General features: G+C 62.1%; 23 protein-coding genes and 1 tRNA gene. 12 read left to right on the forward strand and 12 right to left on the reverse strand.

Annotation, left to right across the window (positions count from 1 at the left end):
* Positions 1 to 5: 5 nt before the first annotated feature.
* The 3 genes from FN835_RS09465 to FN835_RS09475 all read right to left on the reverse strand — a co-directional run bounded on the left by FN835_RS09465 (position 6) and on the right by FN835_RS09475 (position 2349).
* Positions 6 to 1451, reverse strand: coding sequence for a DEAD/DEAH box helicase (locus FN835_RS09465; RefSeq protein WP_142662973.1), 1446 nt, complete (start codon positions 1449 to 1451; stop codon positions 6 to 8).
* A 219-nt stretch (positions 1452 to 1670) separates the two neighbouring features.
* Positions 1671 to 2120 (reverse strand): D-aminoacyl-tRNA deacylase, encoded by a 450-nt coding sequence (gene dtd, locus FN835_RS09470; protein ID WP_142662974.1) that lies wholly within the window; start codon positions 2118 to 2120, stop codon positions 1671 to 1673.
* 1 nt (position 2121) lies between these two features.
* Positions 2122 to 2349 carry a hypothetical protein gene (locus FN835_RS09475; protein ID WP_185958637.1) on the reverse strand — a complete coding sequence of 76 codons (228 nt, stop codon included), beginning with the start codon at positions 2347 to 2349 and terminating at the stop codon, positions 2122 to 2124.
* Between the two features lie 94 nt (positions 2350 to 2443).
* Here FN835_RS09475 and FN835_RS09480 point away from each other — a divergent pair, with 94 nt between their 5' ends.
* Complete coding sequence (locus FN835_RS09480; RefSeq protein ID WP_142662975.1) at positions 2444 to 2695, forward strand: DUF2312 domain-containing protein; 252 nt, start codon at positions 2444 to 2446, stop codon at positions 2693 to 2695.
* Positions 2696 to 2722: 27 nt separating this feature from the next.
* Here the strand turns inward: FN835_RS09480 and FN835_RS09485 are convergent, their stop codons facing one another.
* The 3 genes from FN835_RS09485 to FN835_RS09495 all read right to left on the reverse strand — a co-directional run bounded on the left by FN835_RS09485 (position 2723) and on the right by FN835_RS09495 (position 5493).
* On the reverse strand, positions 2723 to 3595 hold the full coding sequence (locus tag FN835_RS09485) for a hypothetical protein (RefSeq protein ID WP_142662976.1): 873 nt from the start codon (positions 3593 to 3595) through the stop codon (positions 2723 to 2725).
* 549 nt (positions 3596 to 4144) lie between these two features.
* Complete coding sequence (locus tag FN835_RS09490; RefSeq protein ID WP_142662977.1) at positions 4145 to 5263, reverse strand: hypothetical protein; 1119 nt, start codon at positions 5261 to 5263, stop codon at positions 4145 to 4147.
* 154 nt (positions 5264 to 5417) lie between these two features.
* Positions 5418 to 5493 (reverse strand) — tRNA-Thr (locus FN835_RS09495).
* 255 nt (positions 5494 to 5748) lie between these two features.
* Here FN835_RS09495 and rpsB point away from each other — a divergent pair.
* Both rpsB and tsf read left to right on the forward strand, forming a co-directional pair.
* A complete protein-coding gene (gene rpsB, locus FN835_RS09500) occupies positions 5749 to 6525 on the forward strand; it encodes a 30S ribosomal protein S2 (protein WP_142662978.1) in 777 nt (258 codons plus the stop codon).
* A 114-nt stretch (positions 6526 to 6639) separates the two neighbouring features.
* A complete protein-coding gene (gene tsf, locus FN835_RS09505) occupies positions 6640 to 7530 on the forward strand; it encodes a translation elongation factor Ts (RefSeq protein ID WP_142662979.1) in 891 nt (296 codons plus the stop codon).
* Positions 7531 to 7594: 64 nt separating this feature from the next.
* Here the strand turns inward: tsf and FN835_RS09510 are convergent, their stop codons facing one another.
* Complete coding sequence (locus FN835_RS09510) at positions 7595 to 8470, reverse strand: helix-turn-helix transcriptional regulator (RefSeq protein ID WP_142662980.1); 876 nt, start codon at positions 8468 to 8470, stop codon at positions 7595 to 7597.
* Between the two features lie 270 nt (positions 8471 to 8740).
* Here FN835_RS09510 and FN835_RS09515 point away from each other — a divergent pair, with 270 nt between their 5' ends.
* The 9 genes from FN835_RS09515 to FN835_RS09555 all read left to right on the forward strand — a co-directional run bounded on the left by FN835_RS09515 (position 8741) and on the right by FN835_RS09555 (position 15013).
* Entirely contained in the window at positions 8741 to 9325 is a 585-nt protein-coding gene (locus FN835_RS09515; protein ID WP_142662981.1) for a (d)CMP kinase, read from the forward strand.
* Entirely contained in the window at positions 9322 to 10362 is a 1041-nt protein-coding gene (locus FN835_RS09520) for an NAD(P)H-dependent flavin oxidoreductase (protein WP_142662982.1), read from the forward strand. Before FN835_RS09515 ends, FN835_RS09520 begins: the two co-directional genes overlap by 4 nt.
* A gap of 188 nt (positions 10363 to 10550) precedes the next feature.
* Positions 10551 to 12230, forward strand: a complete 1680-nt coding sequence (gene rpsA / locus FN835_RS09525) for a 30S ribosomal protein S1 (protein ID WP_142662983.1) — start codon at positions 10551 to 10553, stop codon at positions 12228 to 12230.
* A 203-nt stretch (positions 12231 to 12433) separates the two neighbouring features.
* Positions 12434 to 12721, forward strand: a complete 288-nt coding sequence (gene ihfB / locus FN835_RS09530; RefSeq protein WP_142662984.1) for an integration host factor subunit beta — start codon at positions 12434 to 12436, stop codon at positions 12719 to 12721.
* Positions 12722 to 12756: 35 nt separating this feature from the next.
* Positions 12757 to 13152 carry a LapA family protein gene (locus FN835_RS09535; RefSeq protein ID WP_142662985.1) on the forward strand — a complete coding sequence of 132 codons (396 nt, stop codon included), beginning with the start codon at positions 12757 to 12759 and terminating at the stop codon, positions 13150 to 13152.
* A gap of 3 nt (positions 13153 to 13155) precedes the next feature.
* Positions 13156 to 13803: a phosphoribosylanthranilate isomerase gene (locus tag FN835_RS09540; protein WP_142662986.1), complete on the forward strand. Its 648-nt coding sequence runs from the start codon at positions 13156 to 13158 to the stop codon at positions 13801 to 13803.
* A 128-nt stretch (positions 13804 to 13931) separates the two neighbouring features.
* Positions 13932 to 14429, forward strand: a complete 498-nt coding sequence (locus tag FN835_RS09545) for a YciE/YciF ferroxidase family protein (protein ID WP_142662987.1) — start codon at positions 13932 to 13934, stop codon at positions 14427 to 14429.
* Between the two features lie 100 nt (positions 14430 to 14529).
* Positions 14530 to 14736 (forward strand): hypothetical protein, encoded by a 207-nt coding sequence (locus FN835_RS09550; protein WP_142662988.1) that lies wholly within the window; start codon positions 14530 to 14532, stop codon positions 14734 to 14736.
* A complete protein-coding gene (locus FN835_RS09555) occupies positions 14708 to 15013 on the forward strand; it encodes a hypothetical protein (protein ID WP_185958638.1) in 306 nt (101 codons plus the stop codon). The genes FN835_RS09550 and FN835_RS09555 overlap by 29 nt, the downstream gene beginning before the upstream one ends.
* A gap of 347 nt (positions 15014 to 15360) precedes the next feature.
* Here the strand turns inward: FN835_RS09555 and FN835_RS21755 are convergent, their stop codons facing one another.
* The 5 genes from FN835_RS21755 to xdhA form a co-directional block, all read right to left on the reverse strand.
* Positions 15361 to 15489, reverse strand: a complete 129-nt coding sequence (locus tag FN835_RS21755; protein WP_281285403.1) for a hypothetical protein — start codon at positions 15487 to 15489, stop codon at positions 15361 to 15363.
* Between the two features lie 418 nt (positions 15490 to 15907).
* Complete coding sequence (gene guaD / locus FN835_RS09565) at positions 15908 to 17182, reverse strand: guanine deaminase (protein WP_142662990.1); 1275 nt, start codon at positions 17180 to 17182, stop codon at positions 15908 to 15910.
* Positions 17170 to 17904, reverse strand: a complete 735-nt coding sequence (gene xdhC, locus FN835_RS09570) for a xanthine dehydrogenase accessory protein XdhC (RefSeq protein WP_142662991.1) — start codon at positions 17902 to 17904, stop codon at positions 17170 to 17172. The genes guaD and xdhC overlap by 13 nt, the downstream gene beginning before the upstream one ends.
* Complete coding sequence (gene xdhB, locus FN835_RS09575; RefSeq protein ID WP_142662992.1) at positions 17901 to 20210, reverse strand: xanthine dehydrogenase molybdopterin binding subunit; 2310 nt, start codon at positions 20208 to 20210, stop codon at positions 17901 to 17903. Before xdhB ends, xdhC begins: the two co-directional genes overlap by 4 nt.
* Complete coding sequence (gene xdhA, locus FN835_RS09580) at positions 20207 to 21652, reverse strand: xanthine dehydrogenase small subunit (RefSeq protein ID WP_142662993.1); 1446 nt, start codon at positions 21650 to 21652, stop codon at positions 20207 to 20209. The genes xdhB and xdhA overlap by 4 nt, the downstream gene beginning before the upstream one ends.
* Between the last annotated feature and the right edge of the window lie 25 nt (positions 21653 to 21677).

Raw genomic sequence — 21677 nt, forward strand, 5'->3', positions numbered from 1 at the left:
ATTGTTCAGTCGCGTTGTGACGATTTCGGCGCGCGCGAGGGGCGGCGGGCAGGGCGCTTGCGCGCGCCACCGGCGGGTGCGCCGCTGCGACCAGCGGGGCCGCCGCGTTCGCGCATCTTCGCGGCCTCGAACGGAACTTCGCCACCGACGACCGGAATCGCCGATTTCATCGCCTTCTCGATGGCGCGCAATTCGCCCATTTCCGCGGGTGAGCAGAAGGCGATGGCGCGACCGTCGCGACCGGCGCGCGCGGTGCGGCCGATGCGGTGGACATATTGGTCGGGCACGTTCGGCAGGTCGTAGTTATAGACATGCGCGACTTCGGGGATGTCGATGCCGCGTGCAGCCACGTCGGTCGCGACAAGCACCTTGGTATCGCCGGCACGGAAGCTGGAAAGGGCGCGCTCGCGCTGGCCCTGCGATTTGTTGCCGTGGATCGCCGCGACCTTGAAGCCCCATTTCTCCAGCAGCTTCGACAGTTTTTCGCTGCCGTGCTTGGTGCGGCCAAAGACGATCGCCAATTCGTCGCGATGCTTGGCAAGATACTCGGCCAGCAGCGTCGCCTTGTCGCCCTGATTGACGAAATGCACCCCCTGATCGATCTTGGCGGCGGCCTGACCCGGCGGGTTCACGGCGACCTTCAGCGGATCGTTCAGATAGCTGTCGGCCAACTCCTCCATCAGTTTCGGCATGGTGGCCGAAAAAAGCAGCGTCTGGCGTTCGCGCGGCAGCAGCTTTGCGATGCGGCGCAGGGCATGGATAAAGCCGATGTCCAGCATCTGGTCTGCCTCGTCCAGCACCAGATATTTGGTTTGCGACAGATCGACCGCGCCACGCTCCAGCAGGTCGATCAGACGACCGGGGGTGGCGATCAGCACGTCAACGCCACGTTCCATCCGCATGGTCTGCACGTTGATCGACGCACCGCCCACGACGCGGAACTGACGAATGGCGGTGCCAGCGGCATAGGCGTCGATGTTTTCCGCGATCTGGGTCGCCAGTTCGCGGGTCGGCGCAAGGATCAGCGCGCGGCAGGTCTTGGGTTCGGGCTTGCGGCCGATGTTCAGCAGGCGCGTCAGCATCGGCAGGCCAAAGGCCGCCGTCTTGCCGGTGCCGGTCTGGGCCAGACCCAGCAGGTCACGACCGGCGACGATACCGGGGATGGATTTTTCCTGAATGGGCGAGGGGGCCTCGATCCCCATCGGCGGCAGGTTCACGGCCACGCGGGCGTCGATGCCCATGCGGGTAAAGGGCGTGTCGATGTCGGGGATTGCGCGGCGGATGAACTTTTCCTCCGGCTCCTCGCGGTGGCGGCGGTGATGCGTCATCGGGCCACCATCATTGCGCGGAAAGCGCGGCTTGTCGGTCTTGGGGCCACGCGGCTTGGCGTTGGCGCCACGGGGCTGGTGGGGTTTGCCCGAACGGGCCGGGCGGGTGTTTTCAGTGGTCATGTCGTCTTTCAGCCATTCCGCCTGCGTATCGGCGCAAATGACACGGGGCCGCGATCATGCGCGGCAGGTTGCGAGGGGGCGGGCGCGATACGCATTGCCCGCAAGCCTCCCCGCGTGAATGGGAAACTGAAATCTTGTGCCGACCTGACGCGCAAGCGTCGGCTGCTCACGCGGCAGCGGGCGGCAACATGGCCCAATTGGGGCCGGACGCGCGAAAAGTCAAGCGCGGTCCGTGCTATCCATCCAGATGGTGACCGGACCGTCATTTGTCAGTGACACTGCCATATCCGCGCCAAAGCTGCCGGTTTCCACAGGCAGCCCCAGCTTGCGCAGGGCATCGGCGAATTGCAGATACAGTGCCTGACCCCGCGCGGGCCCTTCGGCAGATGAAAAGCCGGGGCGGTTGCCGGTGCGGGTATCGGCGGCCAGCGTGAACTGGCTGACGACCAGCACACCGCCCCGAATATCGGTGACCGAACGGTTCATCTTGCCCGCCTCGTCGCGGAAGATGCGCAGCTTGGCGATGCGCGCGGCCAGCTTTTCCGGCGCGTCGTCGGGATCGCCCTGCATGGCGCAAACCAGCACCATCAGGCCGGGGCCGATCTGGCCGATGGTCTGGCCGTCCACATCGACCTGCGCCTGCGTCACGCGCTGGATCAGGGCGCGCATGTCAGCGCCCCAGCATGATGCCAAGCACCACGAACATCAGGCCAAAAACCGAAGCCCCCAGTGCCGCCATGTTCACCGTGACGACCTTGCGCATCACCGCGCGCATGGCGTCGTCATCCAGCTTGCGCGCCTTGGCGCGGCTTGCCGTGACGATGCACCAGACCAGTCCCGCCACTCCGGCAAGGGTCAGCGCCGCGCCGCCCCAGATGATGCCGTCCCAGATCGTCATGCCTGCCCCCATCTCATTCGCAGGCTCGGGACTAGCCGCGATTGCACAAGCTCGCAAGACCGCCTATTCCCGCCCCAAAACGAAGGAGCGGAACATGTCGGACGACAACGCCTATGGCATCGCAGCCGGAGAGCTGCGCCAGTTCATCGAGCAATTCGAGCAATTGGAAGCCGAAAAGAAAGACGTGGCCGAGCGTCAGAAGGAATTGATGGCCGAAGCCAAGGCCCGCGGTTACGACACCAAGGTCATGCGCAAGGTCATCGCGCTGCGTAAGCGCGACAAGGACGACATCGCCGAGGAAGAAGCCATCCTTGAAATGTATAAGGCCGCGCTTGGCATGGCATGAAATCGGGGGCGTCGCGCCCCCTTTTTCTTATGGTGTGATGAATTCGATGCCGGGCAGGGCGGCGATCTGGGCCACGTCCTCGTCGTAAAGGTCGCTGATATGGTCCACCAGTTCCTGCGTCCAGCCGGGCAGGGTGACCTCGATCTCCATCTGGTCGGGCAGGGCATGTTGCGCCAGCGCCGCCGAAAAGATCGCGCGGCGGCTTTCGACGGTCAGTCGATCCTGTTTGGCCATTTCCGCACGGATCATGTGGATGCCTTCGGGTTGCAGGATGTCGCCCAGCACCTGAAGCCCGGCTTTCAGCGGGACATCGCTGGGCATGGTCGCGATGCGGCGCACCACCTCGGGCCAGATGAGGGAGGTGTCTTCGTGACACCAGACCACCAGCCGGTGGTCGGGGATCGCTGCCTGAATGGCACGGATCGCCGGGCCCCAGCGCAGGCTTTCGGGCGGTGTGCCCGACATGATCTGTTCGTAGCTGCCCCCATCCTGACCCACGATGAACGGAATCAACGTCGCGGGGTTCTTGAGCGCGATGAAAAATTCCGCCTCGGCGCTGGGAAACAGGTTGGCAAGGGCTGCCATCTTTTCGCCCGCCGCTGCATACAGCCCGTCCGCCGACACCGCCCGCGTGGCCTTGCCCAGAAAGGTAGGGGTCGAAAAGATGATGCGACTGGGATCGTCGGATTCCAGGATAGCGTCCAGCATCACCTGTTCCATTTCAGGCGTCGCAACATCGCCGTCCAGTGCTTTCAGGGCGTCCTTAAAGACCTCGCGGTGCTTGTCGGGGGTCGGCGCCTCGATTCCATGCTCTGTCAGCCAGTCGCGGTTCTGCGTCAGGGTTTTGACCATGCGATAAAGATCGGTGCCGTGGACCCCGCAGTGAAAGACGACTTGCATACGATGCGCGCTCCTGACTCGTTTGAGCGCGCACAGTAGCGGCCATTGCGCAGCAGGAAAACCACCCGCGCGAACCGGGGGCAATCCGGGCACGCTTGCCGCGAGTCAGACTGCGATTTCAACCTGGGAATGTGAAGCTCTGGCTCAGCAGAAATCGCGCCAAAAGCGAGCTTACTTTGGGGAAGGGGACAACCGGGCGAGCGCCACCACAACACTCGCCCGGTTCTGTCGGGGCCATAAAAAACAACCGCTTAAAACCACAACCAGCAACCGCCTACCGACACCGAACATATGCCAAATTTCCCGTGGCACGAGTAGTTGGCTATTTGGTTAGTTTCCTTGGACGGGCGCCTGTCCCTTTGGATAGGTTTGTTGCGGATTCTCGCAAAAATTGGGTGAAATCGATGTCAGAGAGGGTGGGAATCGGGTTTCTGACGAGGTGGAAAAACGGTTAATTCGAACTGAACCGTTCCGGGTGAGCGATGTGTGTCACATTGCAAAAGCCCCGTCTTAATCGACGGGGCTGTCTTGTATCTTTGGATGTTGTCGTCAGGCGGCAGTGTCGGTCAAGCGTTGATCGGCGCGCGAGACCTTGAAGCCCACGAGCTTTCCGGTATGCAGGATGGCGGCGATCGGCAGCCGCTTTTCGTCGCGAACGGGGGGCTTTGCGCCCGGCTGGGGTAGCGGACTGATCTCGACCCCTTCGGGACGAACGGCGGTCAAAGTGATATTGTTGATGCCCTCTGATGCTGGCAGGCCATCAAATGACAGCATCGAAAGCAAAAACTTGTATTTGGGTTCCACCATGCCTGGCTGCATCGTTTGTGTCTGGAACCATTTGCCGTTCACGTTAAGGAATAGCTGCGCTGCGTCGTCTGTGCAGACATATTTTGTTGCCAGGATCGTGCCGCCTTCGATCTCCAGGGTAATGCTGCCAGAGGTCAGATCGTAGGTCGTTTCGTCATATAGATAGTTCTTGAAGTTCGCTGTATCGAGTTCCACGACCTGCGCGTGAGTTACGATGTTGGCTTCCGTGTATCGGCCAGCGCAGATCTGGGGTGGCAGGTTTGAAGGCAGAACGTGCGAGCGCAGGTAGTCGCCCGATTTCTCAGCGACAATCTCGGCGGCGAGCGTCGTGATCAGGGGGCGCTGGTAATGGGCGGGATCCTGATAAGCTCCAGGGATGTCGTGAAAATCTACACCAAATCTTGAGACAAGTTCGGCGTTCACGTCGACCACGCGAATTCCATAGTAACTCGCAAGATAATGCACGCCTGCATGCAGCGGGTTGATGCCGTTCCTGTGAATGCCGGTTTGGGTCGCGAAGATAATTGGTATGATCTTGATCTTGGGGTTTGTGAGCCGGGCAAACCGGATGACCGCCTCCATTCCCTTGGCCCATTCGCCGACGCGCTGAAGCGATGCCGAAAAGAAGCCAGTGTCGTTTAGTGTATATTCTATCAGCATCACATCTGATCTGCTGATGGCCTCCACGTTCATCTTGAGTTGCATCAGCCCCATGAAGATCGATGTATTCCCAACCGATAAATTGGCAGACAGCGTCATATCGATGCCGTGTTTCTGCAGGCATCGGGGCAACTCGGTCAGATATCCGGGCCGCATGACGGTATTCGAGCCGCCAAGCGCAAGAACTGTAACTTTCTTCATCAGCTATGGTCCCAGCCAGTTTTATGCCTTTGTTAGGCATGACCCACGGCTGACGTGCAACCTGCAATCTGAACTCATCTTAAGATTGACGAGATGATATGGCAGGGCCGGCGCACTTTTGCATGTTGCTGTCGCGTTTGCGCGCAAAATGGCATGGTGCCGGTTATAGGAATCGAACCCACGACCTTCTGATTACAAATCAGCTGCTCTACCTGCTGAGCTAAACCGGCATCCAGTCCCGATACCTGCTCATTCCGGCATGCGCAAGCCGCCTGAAACACATCCGGGCGAATTCTGATCCTTTGTCCAGGCCGTTTGGCGTATTTGACTTGCAATCGCGCCGGAATGGGCCTAAGTCGCGCGCACTTCACAGGTGGGGTCGGGCCTTCGGGGGAGAAATCCTCGGTGGTCCACCGGTTGGGGCAGGCCATGCAAGGCCGCGTCCTGAAAACCCCGCCAAGGCGCAAACCGGAAAGGAACATGGAATGGCGCTTCCCGAATTCTCCATGCGTCAGCTGCTTGAAGCTGGCGTGCACTACGGTCACCAGACGCAACGCTGGAATCCCCGTATGGCCGAGTTCATCTATGGTGAACGTAACGGCATCCACATCCTCGACCTGACGCAGACCGTCCCGATGCTGGACGCCGCGCTGCAAGCCATTCGCGACACCGTCGCCAAAGGCGGTCGTGTTCTGTTCGTCGGCACCAAGCGTCAGGCCCAGAAAGCCGTCGCCGAAGCCGCCGAGAAATCGGCCCAATACTACATGAACCACCGCTGGCTGGGCGGCACGCTGACCAACTGGAAAACCGTTTCCCAGTCGATCCAGCGCCTGAAAGCCATCGACGAAACCATGTCGGGCGGTGCCGAAGGTCTGACCAAGAAAGAGCGCCTCCAGATGGAACGCGAGCAGGCCAAACTGCAAGCGTCGCTGGGCGGCATCCGTGAAATGGGCGGCCTGCCGGACCTGCTGTTCGTGATCGACGTGAACAAGGAAGACCTGGCCATCGCAGAAGCGAAAAAGCTGGGCATCCCGGTCGTCGCGATCGTCGACACCAACTGCTCGCCCAAGGGCGTGGACTATATCATTCCGGGCAACGACGACGCGGCACGTGCGATCGCGCTGTATTGCGACCTGGCCTCGCGCGCGGCGCTGGACGGCATGACCGCCCAGATGGGTGCGGCCGGCGTTGATCTGGGTGCTTTGGAAGCCAGCCTGGACGAAGATCTGGAAGGCGAAGTCGAAGAGACCGCCGAAGCCTGATCGGATAGGGTCCAGCTATATGCTGGACCCGCCCGGACCCGTCAGGGTTCATGGAATATTCATCAGGCGGGGATAAGCCCCGCCTGACGCATGAGAAAAGCAAGGAGACATCCGATGGCTATCACCGCTGCGATGGTGAAAGACCTGCGCGAATCGACCGGCGCGGGCATGATGGACGCCAAGAAGGCGCTGACCGAAACCAATGGCGACATGGAAGCCGCGGTTGACTGGCTGCGCACCAAGGGCCTTGCCAAAGCTGCCAAGAAAGCCGACCGCGTTGCCGCCGAAGGTCTGGTGGGCGTCTCCGTCGCCGCTGGCCGTGGTGTCGCCGTCGAGCTGAACTCGGAAACCGACTTCGTTGCCAAGAACGCTGACTTCCAGCAACTGGTCCGCGAAATCACCGAAGTCGCGCTGGAAACCGCCACCGATGTCGAAGTGCTGAAAGCCACGCATCTGAACGGCAAGCCGGTTTCAGAAGTCGTCACCGACGCCATCGCGCGCATCGGTGAAAATCTGACCCTGCGCCGTATGCACGTTCTGGAAGGCGACACCGTTGTGTCCTATGTCCACAACGCTGCGACCGCCGGCATGGGCAAGATTGGCGTGCTGGTCGCGCTGAAAGGCGATGCGGACAAAGCGCAGGAAATCGGCAAGCAGATCGCGATGCACATTGCTGCGACCAACCCGGCCTCGCTGTCGGAAGCCGATCTGGACCCGGCGCTGGTCGCACGCGAGAAATCCGTTCTGACCGAGCAAGCGCGTGAATCGGGCAAGCCCGACGCCGTGATCGAAAAGATGATCGTCGGCCGCATGGCGAAATACTTCGAAGAAGTGACGCTGCTGGGCCAGAAATTCGTCATCAACCCCGATGTCACCGTGGCGCAGGCCGCTGCTGACGCAGGTGTGGAAGTGACCGGTTTCGCCCGCATCGTCGTCGGTGAAGGCATCGAGAAGAAAGAAGAAGATTTCGCTGCCGAGGTCGCCAAGACCCGCGCTGGCGCCTGATCTTCAGACTTTTGCCACTATGGGAAACGCCGGTCTTTCTGACCGGCGTTTTTCATTTGCCGGACTAGATTTTGGCGATGTTCGGCAGATGCTGCGCCACTTGCACGAACTTCAGATAGGTCCAGGGTTTCGGGAAAGCGCCGCTGGACATCGCGGTCATGTCAGAGGGGACAGGCGCGCAGCTTTCGCCCGGATCGCAAAAGATCTGGCGGCGGCTCATGGCCAGAAGCACGGCCTGCGCCGTGGTTCTTGCGCCCAACGACTTGCGGGCCAGTCGCAGGTGTTTTTCGACCGTGCCGGGGGTCAGGTCCAGACATTCCGCGATTTCCTGCGTGGAAAGTCCCGATCCGGTCAGTTCCAGCGCCTCGCGTTGGCGCAGGGTCAGGATCTGCTCGGGTTCGCGATAGGGCAGGTTGGACAGGCGCTGATGCAGGACCGAGCTGAGGACGATGATCTCGCGCTCATCTTTCTGCCATATGCGGTCGATCTGCTTTTGTGTCGCGCCGCTGGGTCCGATCAGCAAGAGACCGGCCCGAACGCGCGGAACGCGGTCCGACAGGCTAAGCGCGATGCCTGCGCTTAAACCGTAGCGTTCGAATATTGCAAGGCTTTGCGATTCCGGAGCTGCCAGCTTTCCGGCCATCCTGCGTTTGTGCACCCAATCCCAGCTTTGCATACCGTGATTGCGCGTCATCCAGCTGAGCATTGGCAGGCTGTTGCACAGCCGCTTCTCCAGCAGTTCCGTGTGCAGCGTATCGGGAAGCGATGACAGCGCCAGCCCGTCGTCAAGGATCATCCGCTCGACCGTGCCCAGCAGGCGGTGCCCACCATAGACCGAATGCGGAAAGCCGATTGCGGTCAGGCGATCGACATAGATGTCCCAGGCATCTTCGATCGTTCGTGCCTGAAGTATCGCTTCGATCCGGTCCAGCAAGTCCATCTTATGTCAGTCTACTTTCCGTTCGTCTCGGCCAAGGTCGCCGGGCTCGTATGGTAATATTATTGCCCTTGGGCGGCGGTATGCGCAATACAGGCCGGTTTATATGATAAATATCATGTGCGACCAGAACCAAAAGGGCTGTTCGACACATGTGCACAGTCCTCTGGACTGCGTTGCGTGCCGTGCATGGCTTGCGGGGCGTGCTATGGCGTCGCGGGAAATGGCGTGGCATGGATGAAGACAGGTTCTAAAAGTCACGGAGACAGGCCCATGCCATTCACCATCGCCATTGACGGACCGGCAGCGTCGGGCAAGGGCACGATTGCGCGGGCCATGGCGCGGCATTTCGGCTTTTCGCATCTGGATACGGGGCTGCTTTACCGGGCCGTAGGTGCGTTGGGCGGCGATCCGATTGTCGCGGCGCGTGGATTGCAGCCTGCCGATCTGGAACGTGACGACTTGCGCAGCGCCGAGGCGGGGCAGGCGGCCAGCCGCGTCGCTGCCATCCCCGAGGTGCGGGCGGCGCTTGTCGATTTCCAGCGCCGCTTTGCGCGCAGTGAACCGGGTGCCGTGCTGGATGGTCGCGACATCGGCACGGTGATCTGCCCCGAGGCCGAGGTGAAGCTTTACGTTACCGCCAGCGATCAGGTGCGCGCGGGACGTCGCGCGCTGGAACTGGGCGCGGATGTTGCCCAGATCCTGACCGAATTGCGCGAACGCGATGCCCGCGACGCAGCGCGCGATGTCGCACCGATGCGGCCTGCGGATGATGCGATCATGCTGGATACCTCCGACCTGACGATCGAGCAGGCCTTGACGCAAGCCATCGCCCATGCCGAGCGGGTGCGCGCATGAGCGTGCTGCTGACCGCGTTGCAGGTTCCGGTCATTCAGGCGCCTATGGCGGGGGCTGCAACGCCTGCGCTTGCGGCGGCGGTCAGCGCTGCGGGGGGCTTGGGGTCGCTGGGGCTTGGGGCGTCGAATGCCGAACAGGCGGCGGCGATGATGGCGGCGACGCGGCAAAAGCTGGGATCGGGATATTTCGGCGTGAACCTGTTCTGCCACCACCCGGCCAAGGCAGACCCGGCCCGAGAGGCTGGCTGGCTGGACTTCCTGTCGCCCGAATTTGCCAGGGCGGGGGCAAATACGCCCAGCGAATTGCATGAAATCTATCCCAGTTTTCTGAATGACGACGCGATGCTGGCCGCCGTGATTGCGGCGCGGCCGGCGATGATCAGCTTCCATTTCGGCCTACCCTCGGCGGGGCGCATCGCGGCCCTGCGGCAGACGGGCGCGCTGATTGCCGCTAGCGCCACGTCGCTGCCCGAGGCGCGTGCGATCCGCGATGCGGGGCTGGACGCGATCATTGCGCAGGGGTTCGAGGCGGGCGGCCATCGCGGCATTTTCGACCCGGACGGACCTGACGCCTGCCAACCCTCGATCGAGCTTCTGCGCGACTTTGCCCATCTGGGTCTGCCCCTGATCGCCGCAGGCGGCATCATGAACGGCGAGGACGCTGCCCGGCATCTGCGGTCGGGCGCGGTCGCGGTCCAGATGGGCACGGCCTTTCTGCCTTGCCCCGAATCTGCCGCCTCGCCCGAATGGCGCGCACGGCTGCGGCTGGGGCGAACGGTGATGACCCGCGCGATTTCGGGCCGTCCGGCGCGGGGGCTGGAAAATCGGCTGATCGCGCTGGGAATGCGCCCCGACGCGCCGCCGCTGCCCGACTATCCCATTGCCTATGATGCCGCCAAGGCGCTGCACGCAGCGGCGGGCGGGTCGGATTATGCCGCGCAATGGGCGGGAACCGGGGCTGCGCGCGCCCGCGCGATGCCTGCGGGCCGGCTGGTCGCACAGCTGGCAGATGAGATCGAGGCGGCACTGGCAGCCTGAAACCCTTGCCAGGCTGGTAAATCCTCGTTATATCGCGCCGGTCGGGATGAAGAATACGGCCATGACAGGCCAATTCGGGAAGGGTCGGGCGCAAGCCTTCGGCCCTTTCAGCATTACCGGCGGCAACGACAAAGACCGGCGGAGCCAACCGCAAGGCCAGAAAACCATGTAAAGGAAACTGGATCTATATGTGCGCTAAAGCGACCATGGAGGAGTTCGAGGCCCTCCTGAACGAAAGCCTCGCAATCGACACCCCGGACGAAGGTTCGGTCGTCAAAGGTAAGGTCATCGCCATCGAGGCGGGCCAAGCCATCATCGACGTCGGCTACAAGATGGAAGGCCGCGTCGATCTGAAAGAATTCGCAAATCCGGGCGAAGCGCCCTCGATCGCGGTTGGCGACGAAGTCGAGGTTTACCTTGACCGCGTCGAAAACGCCCGCGGCGAAGCCTCGATCTCGCGCGAGAAAGCTCGCCGCGAAGAGGCATGGGACCGTCTGGAAAAAGCCTATGCCGCAGAAGAGCGCGTCGAAGGCGCCATCTTCGGTCGCGTCAAAGGCGGCTTCACCGTGGATCTGGGCGGCGCTGTTGCGTTCCTGCCGGGTTCGCAGGTGGACGTGCGCCCCGTGCGCGATGCCGGCCCGCTGATGGGTCTGAAGCAGCCGTTCCAGATCCTGAAAATGGACCGTCGTCGTGGCAACATCGTCGTGTCGCGCCGCGCCATCCTGGAAGAAAGCCGCGCCGAACAGCGCGCCGAAGTCATCGCCAACCTGACCGAAGGTCAGACGGTCGAGGGCGTGGTCAAGAACATCACCGAATATGGTGCGTTCGTTGATCTGGGCGGCGTTGACGGCCTGCTGCACGTCACCGACATGGCCTGGCGCCGCGTCAACCACCCGTCCGAGATCCTGTCGATCGGCGAGACCGTCAAGGTCCAGGTCGTCAAGATCAACAAAGACACCCACCGCATCAGCCTTGGCATGAAACAGCTGCAGGCCGATCCGTGGGATACGGTTGCCGACAAGTTCCCGATCGGCTCGGTCCATTCGGGTCGCGTGACCAACATCACCGACTACGGCGCGTTCGTCGAGCTGGAAGCCGGTGTCGAAGGTCTGGTCCACGTTTCGGAAATGTCCTGGACCAAGAAGAACGTGCACCCCGGCAAGATCGTCTCGACCTCGCAAGAGGTTGACGTCATGGTGCTGGAAATCGACGAAGCCAAACGCCGCGTGTCGCTGGGTCTGAAACAGACCATGCGCAACCCGTGGGAAGTCTTTGCCGAAACCCACCCCGAGGGCACCGTCATCGAGGGCGAAGTCAAGAACATCACCGAATTCGGTCTGTTCATCGGCCTGGAAGGCGATATCGACGGCATGGTTCACCTGTCCGACATCTCGTGGGACCAGCGTGGCGAAGAAGCCATCCAGGACTTCCGCAAGGGCGACATGGTGAAAGCCGTTGTCCAGGAAGTCGACGTCGAGAAAGAGCGCATCTCGCTCTCGATCAAGGCGCTGGAAAACGAAGCCATGGCTGAAGCTGTCGAAGGCGTGAAGCGCGGTTCGGTCGTGACCGTTACCGTGACTGCGATCGAAGACGGCGGCATCGAGGTCGAATACAACGGCATGAAATCCTTCATCCGTCGTTCGGACCTTGCCCGCGACCGTCAGGACCAGCGCCCCGAGCGCTTCCAGGTTGGCGACAACGTGGACGTTCGCGTGACCAACATCGACGCCAAGACCCGCCGTCTGGGCCTGTCGATCAAAGCCCGCGAAATCGCCGAAGAGCGTGAAGCTGTCGAGCAGTTCGGTTCGTCCGACTCGGGCGCTTCGCTGGGCGACATCCTGGGCGCTGCGCTGAAAAGCAAGAACTGATCCTTAGTCTGAAGCACTTGAAACGCCCCCGGGTCACTGGCCCGGGGGCGTTTTCATGCGGGATTTCGCCCAAGATTTGCAGCTTGGTGAAAAATAGCGCAACCAAATCAGCGACAAGGCGTTCTGGGATTGCAAGACGCCGGGGCTGATCTAAGATCGTCACGGCAGGTAATCTGTTGGAACTGCCAAATTCGGGAACCGAAATGATCCGATCCGAACTGATCCAGAAAATCTCAGAAGAGAATCCGCACCTTTTCCAACGCGACGTCGAACGGATCGTCAACACGGTCTTCGAGGAAATCATCAATGCGATGGCGCGCGGTGACCGGGTCGAATTGCGCGGCTTCGGGGCCTTCTCGGTCAAGAAACGCGATGCACGGCAGGGGCGCAATCCCCGCACCGGCGAGGCGGTCAGCGTTGACCAAAAGCATGTTCCGTTCTTCAAGACGGGCAAGCTTTTGCGCGAGCGGTTGAACGGCGAAGTCGAATAGTCCAGATTGGCGGCGAAATTCATTAAAGGTGAATCATGCGCGCGATCCGGCTGTTCTTCATTGCTCTTTTGGCCGTGGTGCTGATCCTTGTCGCTTTGGCGAACCGTGACATTGTCACGATCAGCCTGATCCCGGCCAGCATGGCGCATTTCACGGGTGGGCAATGGTCGCTGTCGATGCCTGCTTTCCTTGCGCTGTTCCTTGCCATGGTGTTCGGCCTTGTCGTCGGACTGGTCTGGGAATGGCTGCGCGAAGCCAACCTGCGTGCCGAATCCAAAGTCCGGGCCAAGGAACTGGCACGGTTGGAGCGTGAGGTCGGCGATCTGCGTCGCACCCACGCAGGGCCGCGCGACGAGGTGCTGGCCATCCTTGACGAATCCGCGACCCGCCCGGCAAACTCCAAGGCCGCCGGGCTGCCCGCGACCCGCTAAGCCATGTCCGTTTCGGTCAAGATATGCGGGCTGACTCAGCCCGATGCCGTTGACGCTGCCGTAAAGGCTGGCGCGCGCTATCTGGGTTTCGTGTTTTTCCCGAAATCGCCGCGCCATGTCAGCGCGACGCAGGCGGCTGCTTTGGCCGCCGAGGTGCCGTTGGGCATCGCCCGCGTCGGGCTGTTCGTGAACCCCGATGATGCGCTTTTGGAAAGCACATTGGCGACGGTGCCGCTGGACGTGATCCAGCTTCACGGCAGCGAAGACCCCGCCCGCGTGGCCGAGGTGAAATCGCTGACAGGCTTGCCTGTGATGAAGGCCGTCGGCGTGGCCGAGCCGCAGGATCTGGATGCGCTGTGGGATTACGGCCTTGTCGCGGATATGCTGTTGATCGATGCCAAGCCGCCCAAGGGGGCAGACCTTCCGGGCGGCAATGGCCTGGCATTTGACTGGCGCCTGTTGGCGGGGCGGCAAATTCTGAAACCTTGGTTGCTGGCCGGGGGGCTGACGCCCGACAACGTGTCGCAAGCCTTGCGGCTGACGCGGGCACAGGGGGTTGATGTGTCCTCGGGCGTGGAAAGCGCGCCGGGGGTGAAAGACCCCGAGCTGATCCGCAGGTTCATTGCCCGCGCGACTGCGCCGATCCTGTAGCCTGCGGAATTCTTCGGCATCCGATCAGCGCCTTAACGGCCCATCCGGCCAAAATCCCCAACACAGCAGAAACAAATCCCGGTCCCTTCGGTTCATAGCGCATCGACGCTTATGGATCGGAGGAAGACATGTCCGCAAAGACCCTCGACGACCTGTTTCACGAAACGCTCAAGGATATCTATTACGCCGAGCGCCAGATATTGAAGGCTCTGCCCAAGATGGCGCGTGGTGCGCAGTCCGATAAGCTGCGCGATGCGTTTCTGAAGCACCGCGAAGAAACCCAGACCCATATCGAACGCTTGCAGCAGGTGTTCGAACTGATCGGCAAGAATCCTCGGGGGAAAACCTGCCACGCGATCGACGGTATCATCGAAGAGGGCGAGGAAATCCTTGATGCGTTCAAGGGTACGCCCGCATTGGATGCCGGGCTGGTCGCGGCAGCGCAGGCGGTCGAGCATTACGAAATCGCGCGTTACGGCACATTGCGCCAATGGGCCGAAATGCTGGGCATGAAGGACGCCGCCAAGCTTCTGGACCAGACGCTTGAGGAAGAGGCGACCACGGATGAGCTTCTGACCGAGATCGCCCGGACCGAGTCCAACAAGACCGCGGCCCAAGCCGCCTGAACCACCACCGCAAGGGGGCCATGACGGCCCCTTTGCGATTTGGCAGGAACATCGTCCGCACGCAGACGTTATTGCCTGTGAAGCACAAGGAGTTTTCCCGATGGGCCAGAAATTCGACCCCGAAAAAGCCAACGAAGACTTCAACACCAAGAACAGGGCGCAGCAGGAAAAGCTGAACCAGATGAACCAACTGCAGAACCCGCAGCAATTGCACAAGGCCAATCCGCCAAATGCCGGGGGCGAGAACCGCGAGGCGGGCGACCGTCATGCCCGGCAAAATGACCGCGCCACCAACGGGGGCGAATGACATGGAGCGCGTCACCTTTATGATCGGTGATACCGGCCCGTTCGAAGGTTCGGCTTTCCCGATCAGCGCGGCGCAAATCGCCTCGGTCGAATTCGGTGGGCTGGATTTTCAGGACCAGACGCTGTTTCGCGGTGTGGTTTGTGTGAGCTATGCCGATGGAACCAGTATTTCGGGCAATATCCACAGCATGAGCTTTGCCCGGATGGCCGATGGCATGACCGGAAAGATCGACTTTTCCCGCGTTGCCATTCCCGCTATCGGGGGCGCGTTGGAGTGAAGTGGGGCGGACCGAAGTGCCAATCAAAGAAAAGCGTGCAGAAAAAGCGCGATGATCGCCCAATATTGACCGACATATGGCCCACGCCCGACCTGCTGATTTCGCAGGAGATTTCAGAGATGGTCTGACCGGCCTTCATATAGTCGGCTTGGTGATATGGCGAACTGTCTGGCATCATCCGATTTACCACCTGTCGTCCTGCGTCACCCCGGCCTTGTCTGATCGCATCAACCAGCCAAAGCCGGGCAAGGCGGTGACAAAGCGGTTTGGGCTTGGAGTCAAGCGAGAGACACCGAACCCCAGCATAGCCGCAGCCATGATCGGCCATGCATGTGCCTGCGCGGCGTTCATTTCATGACGATGACAAACAGGGTCATCGGCGCGATGCCCCGAACCCCGGTAAGTCCCAGCGATGCGCCCAGAATGCCGCCAATCGTGTTGCCCAGTCCCGCCCCGACCGAAAGCGAGGGGGGCAAAGATCCCGCCCTGAATGCCCGAAACAAGTATGGCGATCAGCTTGGCAAGGAAAAATCCTGACGGCAGTTCTTCGCCCTGCACGGCGATACCGATCACCGCGACCAGCAACCAGTCATCGGGCAAGTGGCTCGCCGGGTTTGCGGGGCCAAGATAGGTTTAGCTGCCCGAGATCGCCAGCGCGGCAATCCCCGCAATGATACGATCAAACGGTTGAACACAGGTATGACCGGGACAGAATTTTCCGAAGCGCTATCGGTATCGTCAGAACATTTTGAGCATCGCAAGCTGCGGGGCTGGTCAGCGACAGCGCGGAGGGCCGCTTCGATCCCTTGGCTGCAAAGCGTTGAAGGGTTTGCGCACGCTATTGCTTTCGTTTGCGCACGCTTCCCCTGTTCTGGCTCTGCCCACCCGCAGCCTTCACAGCATCGCCTGTCCTGCGACATAGGTCTGCGCGACGGACCTGTCATCGCCCATGATTTGCAGCACGAACAGTTCTTCGGCCAGCGTTTCGGCGCGGGCCATGCGCAGGGCCATTGCGGGGGTCGCGCGGCTGTCCAGCACGACAAGGTCGGCGGCAGAGCCGGGGGCCAAAGTGCCGATCTGATCCTCCATCCCCAGTGCCACGGCATTTCCGCGTGTGGCCCAGTGGAAAGCGGCAAAGGGATGCAGCTTTTGCCCGCGCAATTGCAGGATCTTGTAGCCTTCGTTCAGGGTTTGCAGCATCGAATAGCTGGTGCCGCCGCCGATGTCCGTGGCGATGCCGCTGACGACGCCCGCCTTACGCAGGCCCGCCTCATCGAACAGACCCGAGCCGAGGAACAGGTTCGAGGTCGGGCAGAACACCGCGCGGCTGCCGGTTTCCGCCATGCGGGCGATCTCGCGTGGCTCAAGGTGGATCGAATGGCCCAGCAGCAGTTTGTCGGACAGCAGGCCGTAGGTCTCGTAAATGTCCAGATAGTCGCGGGCTTCGGGGTAAAGGCTGAGGGTGAAGGCGATCTCGTCAAGGTTTTCCGACAGATGCGTCTGGATGTGGCAATCGGGATGTTCGCGGACAAGTTGGCCAGTCATCGCCATCTGCTGGGGCGTCGAGGTGATCGCAAAGCGCGGCGTGATCGCGTAGCGCTGGCGGCCGGTGCCGTGCCATTTCTCGATCAGCGCCTTGCTGTCGTCATAGCCCGATTGCGGCGTGTCCAAGACGCCTTCGGGCGCATTTCGGTCCATCATCACCTTGCCTGCGATCATGGCCATGTTGCGGGCATGGGCTGCGGAAAACAGCGCCTCGGCGGATTGCTTGTGGGATGAGCAGAAGGCGACGGCGGTGGTCGTGCCATGCGCCAGCAACAGGTTCAGGAAATGCTCGGCCATTTCGGGGGCGTGGCCTTGCTGGGAAAAGCGCGATTCCTCGGGGAAGGTATAGGTGTTCAGCCAGTCCAGAAGCTGCGCACCCCAGCTGGCGACGACCTGCACCTGCGGGAAATGGATATGCGTGTCGATGAAACCCGGCAGGATCAGATGCGGACGATGATCGATTTCGGGCATGTCGGCCTGACGCAGGTCGGCATAGTCCCCAATCGCCTCGATCAGGCCATCCGACACGATGATCGCGCCGTCTTCGTGATAGCTATAGGCGTTTTCCGTGGTGACGGGATCGGCGTGGAAGGAAAGGGTGCGTCCCCGGATTAGTTGTCGCATGTCTGTCTTTGAACCGTTTTCGTCAATTGGCCGATGACTTCGGCGGCGGTGAAGGCCGCGATGACTTCGGGGCGTTTATCGTGGGAATAGCCTGCGCCGATGGGGCAGGTCAGGCGGTCGGTGTCCAGCCCCTGCGCCCGAGCGTAGCGCCGGAACTGTGCCAGTTTCGTGGCGCTGCCGATCATGCCGATATAGGGGGCGTCCATGCGGCGCAGCGCCTCGGCGGCCAGCAGGAAATCAAGCGCATGGTCATGGGTCAGGATGACGTGGCTGGTGCCATAGGGGGCGTGGCGGATCTCGGCCTCGGGCAGGGGGGTCAGGCGGGTTTCGCCGGGTGATTGCGCGATTTCCGGCGCGCGCTGGTCGATCAGGATCGGGCGCAAGGGCAGCAGCGACATGGCGCGCGACAATGCCCGTCCGACATGGCCCGCGCCAAAAATCATCACCTGCGGATGGTCGGGCCGGCCCGGCAGCTTGTCGGTGCGGGTCAGTGCCAGTTCGACGCGCCCGCCACAGCATTGGCCGATTTCCGGGCCAAGCGGCACGTTCATATGCGCCACCACCTCGCCCCGCGCGATCATCTGGCGGGCGCGGTCGATGGCCATGTATTCCAGCTGCCCGCCGCCGATGGTGCCGATGGTGCTGTCATCCATTACCATCATCTCGGCCCCCGCCTCGCGCGGGGTGGAACCGCGCGTATGCGTCACCAGCACCCGGATCACCGCAAGCCCTCGATGGCCATCAGCACGCGCTCGGGCGTGGCGGGGGCGTCGATGCGCGGGTTTTCGCGGTAGCCGTTGAAGCTGGCCACCGCCATGTTCAGCGCCTGAAACACGCTGATGCCCAGCATGAAGGGCGGCTCACCCACGGCTTTCGAGCGTTTGATGGTCTTTTCGCGGTTCACCGACCAATCGGCCAGATTGACGTTGAAGATCTTGGGCCGGTCGGATGCCAGCGGGATCTTGTAGGTCGACGGTGCATGCGTGCGCAGACGACCTTTCTGGTCCCACCACAATTCCTCGGTCGTCAGCCAGCCGGTGCCCTGAACGAAGGCGCCTTCGACCTGGCCCTTGTCCAGCGCGGGGTTCAGGCTGCGGCCCACGTCATGCAGCACGTCGGCGCGTTCGATGACATATTCGCCGGTCAGTGTGTCCACCGAAACCTCGGAACAGGCCGCGCCATAGGCGTAGTAATAGAAGGGGCGACCCCGGCCCGTTTCGCGGTTCCAATGGATTTTCGGCGTCTTGTAGAAACCCGCCGCCGAAAGCTGGATGCGCGCGATATAGGCGGTCTTGATGAAGTCCTGGAACGGCATCTCCTCATCGCCCATGCGGACGGTTTCGCCGATGCTGATCTGGTCGGGGGACAGGTTTTTCGCATCAGCGGCGAAGGCGGTCAGGCGGGTGATCAACTGTTGGCAGGCATCCAGCGCCGCCATCCCGTTCAGATCGGTCCCCGAGGACGCGGCGGTGGCCGAGGTGTTGGGCACTTTTTCCGTGGTCGTCTTGGTGATCTTGATGCGGTCGATGCTGATGCCCAACGCCTCGGCCACGACCTGCGCGACCTTGGTGTTCAGGCCCTGACCCATTTCGGTCCCGCCATGGTTCAGGTGGACCGAGCCGTCGGAATAGATGTGGATCAGCGCGCCCGCTTGGTTATACCACGTCGCGGTGAAGCTGATGCCGAACTTGACCGGCGTCAGGGCGATGCCTTTGCGGATCGCGCCGCCCGAAACCAAGGCGCGAGCGTTGAAATCCAGCACGGTTTGACGGCGGGCGTGGTAGTCGGACGACGCCTCCAGATCCGCGAAGATGCGGGGCAGGATCTGATCCTCGACCTCTTGGTGATAGGGGGTCAGCTGGCCGTTTTCGTAAAGGTTCAGCTTGCGGATTTCCAACGGGTCGCGGCCCAGAGCATAGGCGATGTCCTCGACCACGCGTTCGGCCATGATGACGCCCTGCGGGCCACCGAAGCCGCGGAATGCGGTGTTCGAGCAGGTGTTGGTCTTCATCGGGTGGCTGCGCAGTTCCACCGCAGGGTAGTAATAGGCGTTGTCGGCGTGGAACAGCGCCCGGTCGGTGACGGGGCCGGACAGGTCTGCCGAAAAGCCGCAGCGGGCATAGAAATCACCGCTGACGGCATGGATCTTGCCGCTGTCGTCATAGCCCACGTCATAGTCGATGACGAAGTCATGCCGTTTGCCGGTGATGGCGAAATCGTCGTCGCGGTCGGGACGCAGCTTGATGGCGCGGCGCAGCCGTTTCGCGGCGATGGCGGCCACGCAGCAGAACAGGTTCATCTGCGTTTCCTTGCCGCCAAAGCCGCCGCCCATGCGCCGCACGTTGACGACGACCGCATTGGCCGGGACATGCATGACATGGGCGACCATGTGCTGCACCTCGGTCGGGTGCTGGGTCGAGGTGTGGATGACGATCTCGTCATCCTCGCCCGGCACGGCCATGGCGATCTGGCTTTCCAGATAAAAGTGTTCCTGCCCGCCGACCGTCAGGCGACCGTTCAGGCGACGGGGGGCTGCGTCCAGCGCGGCCATGTCGCCTCGCGCCAGTTTCAGGGGCTTGGTGACATAGCCCATGCCCGCGTCGCGGGCCGAGATCGCGTCCAGCGCAAAGGGCAGTTCCTCGTATTCGATCTGTGCCAGCTTGCACGCACGCCGCGCCTGATCGCGGGTTTCGGCGATGACGGCAAAGATCGGCTGGCCGTGGAACTGCACCTCGGGGAAGGCAAAGACCGGGTCGTCATGCAGTCCGTTCGGGCTGATGTCGTTGACGCCGGGAATGTCGTCCGCCGTCAGCACCAGATGCACGCCGGGGGCCTTGCGCACGGCATCAAGGTCCATGCGGGTGATGCGGCCATGCGCCACCGTCGACAGCCCCAGATAGGCGTGCAGCGTGCCTTCGGGCAGCATCAGGTCGTCGGTGTAATCGGCCAGCCCGGTGACATGCTTTTCGGCGCTGTCATGGGTGATGCTGCTATGCGCGGCGCCGCGCAGGGTAACGTCCTGTTTCATTCGACCCTCCTCAGGCGGTGTTCCTGGCCGGATTGTTCCAACCAGAAGCGGCGGAAGAAATTGGCGGCAAGCGTCTGGCGATAGGCCGCGCTGGCCCGCCAGTCGGAAAGCGGCTGGAAGTCATTGGCGACGGCCTTGGCCGCAGCCTCGAAGCTTTCGGCGGCAAAGGGCTGGCCTTTCAGCGCGGCCTCGGCGGCGCGGGCGCGCTTGGGGGTCGCAGCCATACCGCCGAAGGCCACCCGCGCGTCGATGATCGTCGTGCCATCGGTTTCGATGTGGAACGCGGCGGCGGATGCGGTGATGTCGGCGTGGTGGCGTTTCGAGACCTTGTAGGCCGCGATCCGCGCATCGCCCTTCAGCGGAATATGGATGCTTTCAACGAATTCGCCGGGGCGGCGGTCCTGTTTGCCATAGTCGATAAAGAAATCCTCGACAGCGATGTCGCGCGCGCCTTCGGTGCTGCGCAGAGTCATCGTGGCACCCAAAGCGATCAGCAAGGGCGGCGTCTCCCCGATGGGAGAGCCGTTGGCGACATTCCCGCCAATCGTGCCCGCGTTGCGGACCTGCCAGCCGCCGATGCGGCGCCAGTAATCCAGCGCCTCGGGGAAATGCTGCAGGATGAAGGGCTCGAATTCGGAATAGGTGACGCCCGCGCCGATGCTGATCTGGCCCGGCGTGATCTCGATCCGCTTCAGGTCGGTCAGATGGCCGATGAAGACGGCGGGAGAGATGTCGCGCAGGAATTTCGTCACCCACAGTCCGACATCGGTCGCGCCCGCGACGATGGTGGCTTTGGGGTTTTCGGCCAGCACGGCGGCCAGATCGGCGGCGTCCGCCGGCAGGATCGCCCGGTCATCGCCGCGCGACACTTGCACCCGTTCACGCGGCATCGCAATCAACGCGGCCATCACCCGGTCGCGTTCGACGGTCAGCGCGTCGAAATTCTGCCCCCCCGCCTCGCCCGCGGCAAAGGCGGCCTTAACGATCGGCTCATAGCCCGTGCAGCGGCACAGGTTGCCCTGCAGCGCGGTCTCGATCGCCAGCATGTCGGGGCGGGGGTTTTGCATCCACAGCCCATACAGCGCCATGACGAAGCCCGGCGTGCAAAAGCCGCATTGGCTGCCGTGATGTTCGACCATCGCCGCCTGGACGGGATGCAGCCCGCCATCAGCGCCGCGCAGATGTTCGACCGTCACGACATGGCAGCCATGGCAGGATGCCAGAAAGCGGATGCAGGCGTTGATCGGCTCATAATGCATATGCCCGTGATGCAGGCGTCCGACCAGCACGGTGCAGGCGCCGCAATCGCCTTCGGCGCAGCCTTCCTTGGTGCCGGTCAGGCGGCGGTTCAGCCGCAGAAAGTCCAAAAGCGTGTCGCGCGATCCCGCCTCGGTCAGGCTGATCTCGGTGTCGTTTAGCAGAAAGCGTATCTCGCCGCCCATCAGGTCCTCGCTGCAGGTCGCTGGG

The organism is Paracoccus laeviglucosivorans (genome assembly GCF_900182695.1).
GTDB lineage: Bacteria > Pseudomonadota > Alphaproteobacteria > Rhodobacterales > Rhodobacteraceae > Paracoccus > Paracoccus laeviglucosivorans.

Excerpts from the sequence above, each read along its gene's own strand:
- rpsA (WP_142662983.1), top strand. The coding sequence starts at position 10,551 with ATGTGCGCTAAAGCGACCATGGAGGAGTTCGAGGCCCTCCTGAACGAA.
- FN835_RS09485 (WP_142662976.1), bottom strand. The coding sequence starts at position 3,595 with ATGCAAGTCGTCTTTCACTGCGGGGTCCACGGCACCGATCTTTATCGC.
- FN835_RS09555 (WP_185958638.1), top strand. The coding sequence starts at position 14,708 with ATGACCGCGCCACCAACGGGGGCGAATGACATGGAGCGCGTCACCTTT.
- FN835_RS09545 (WP_142662987.1), top strand. The coding sequence starts at position 13,932 with ATGTCCGCAAAGACCCTCGACGACCTGTTTCACGAAACGCTCAAGGAT.
- FN835_RS09510 (WP_142662980.1), bottom strand. The coding sequence starts at position 8,470 with ATGGACTTGCTGGACCGGATCGAAGCGATACTTCAGGCACGAACGATC.
- ihfB (WP_142662984.1), top strand. The coding sequence starts at position 12,434 with ATGATCCGATCCGAACTGATCCAGAAAATCTCAGAAGAGAATCCGCAC.
- FN835_RS09520 (WP_142662982.1), top strand. The coding sequence starts at position 9,322 with ATGAGCGTGCTGCTGACCGCGTTGCAGGTTCCGGTCATTCAGGCGCCT.
- FN835_RS09515 (WP_142662981.1), top strand. The coding sequence starts at position 8,741 with ATGCCATTCACCATCGCCATTGACGGACCGGCAGCGTCGGGCAAGGGC.
- dtd (WP_142662974.1), bottom strand. The coding sequence starts at position 2,120 with ATGCGCGCCCTGATCCAGCGCGTGACGCAGGCGCAGGTCGATGTGGAC.
- FN835_RS09475 (WP_185958637.1), bottom strand. The coding sequence starts at position 2,349 with ATGACGATCTGGGACGGCATCATCTGGGGCGGCGCGGCGCTGACCCTT.
- tsf (WP_142662979.1), top strand. The coding sequence starts at position 6,640 with ATGGCTATCACCGCTGCGATGGTGAAAGACCTGCGCGAATCGACCGGC.
- FN835_RS09480 (WP_142662975.1), top strand. The coding sequence starts at position 2,444 with ATGTCGGACGACAACGCCTATGGCATCGCAGCCGGAGAGCTGCGCCAG.
- xdhA (WP_142662993.1), bottom strand. The coding sequence starts at position 21,652 with ATGGGCGGCGAGATACGCTTTCTGCTAAACGACACCGAGATCAGCCTG.
- FN835_RS09540 (WP_142662986.1), top strand. The coding sequence starts at position 13,156 with ATGTCCGTTTCGGTCAAGATATGCGGGCTGACTCAGCCCGATGCCGTT.
- FN835_RS09550 (WP_142662988.1), top strand. The coding sequence starts at position 14,530 with ATGGGCCAGAAATTCGACCCCGAAAAAGCCAACGAAGACTTCAACACC.
- FN835_RS09535 (WP_142662985.1), top strand. The coding sequence starts at position 12,757 with ATGCGCGCGATCCGGCTGTTCTTCATTGCTCTTTTGGCCGTGGTGCTG.
- FN835_RS09490 (WP_142662977.1), bottom strand. The coding sequence starts at position 5,263 with ATGAAGAAAGTTACAGTTCTTGCGCTTGGCGGCTCGAATACCGTCATG.
- FN835_RS09465 (WP_142662973.1), bottom strand. The coding sequence starts at position 1,451 with ATGACCACTGAAAACACCCGCCCGGCCCGTTCGGGCAAACCCCACCAG.
- xdhB (WP_142662992.1), bottom strand. The coding sequence starts at position 20,210 with ATGAAACAGGACGTTACCCTGCGCGGCGCCGCGCATAGCAGCATCACC.
- guaD (WP_142662990.1), bottom strand. The coding sequence starts at position 17,182 with ATGCGACAACTAATCCGGGGACGCACCCTTTCCTTCCACGCCGATCCC.
- rpsB (WP_142662978.1), top strand. The coding sequence starts at position 5,749 with ATGGCGCTTCCCGAATTCTCCATGCGTCAGCTGCTTGAAGCTGGCGTG.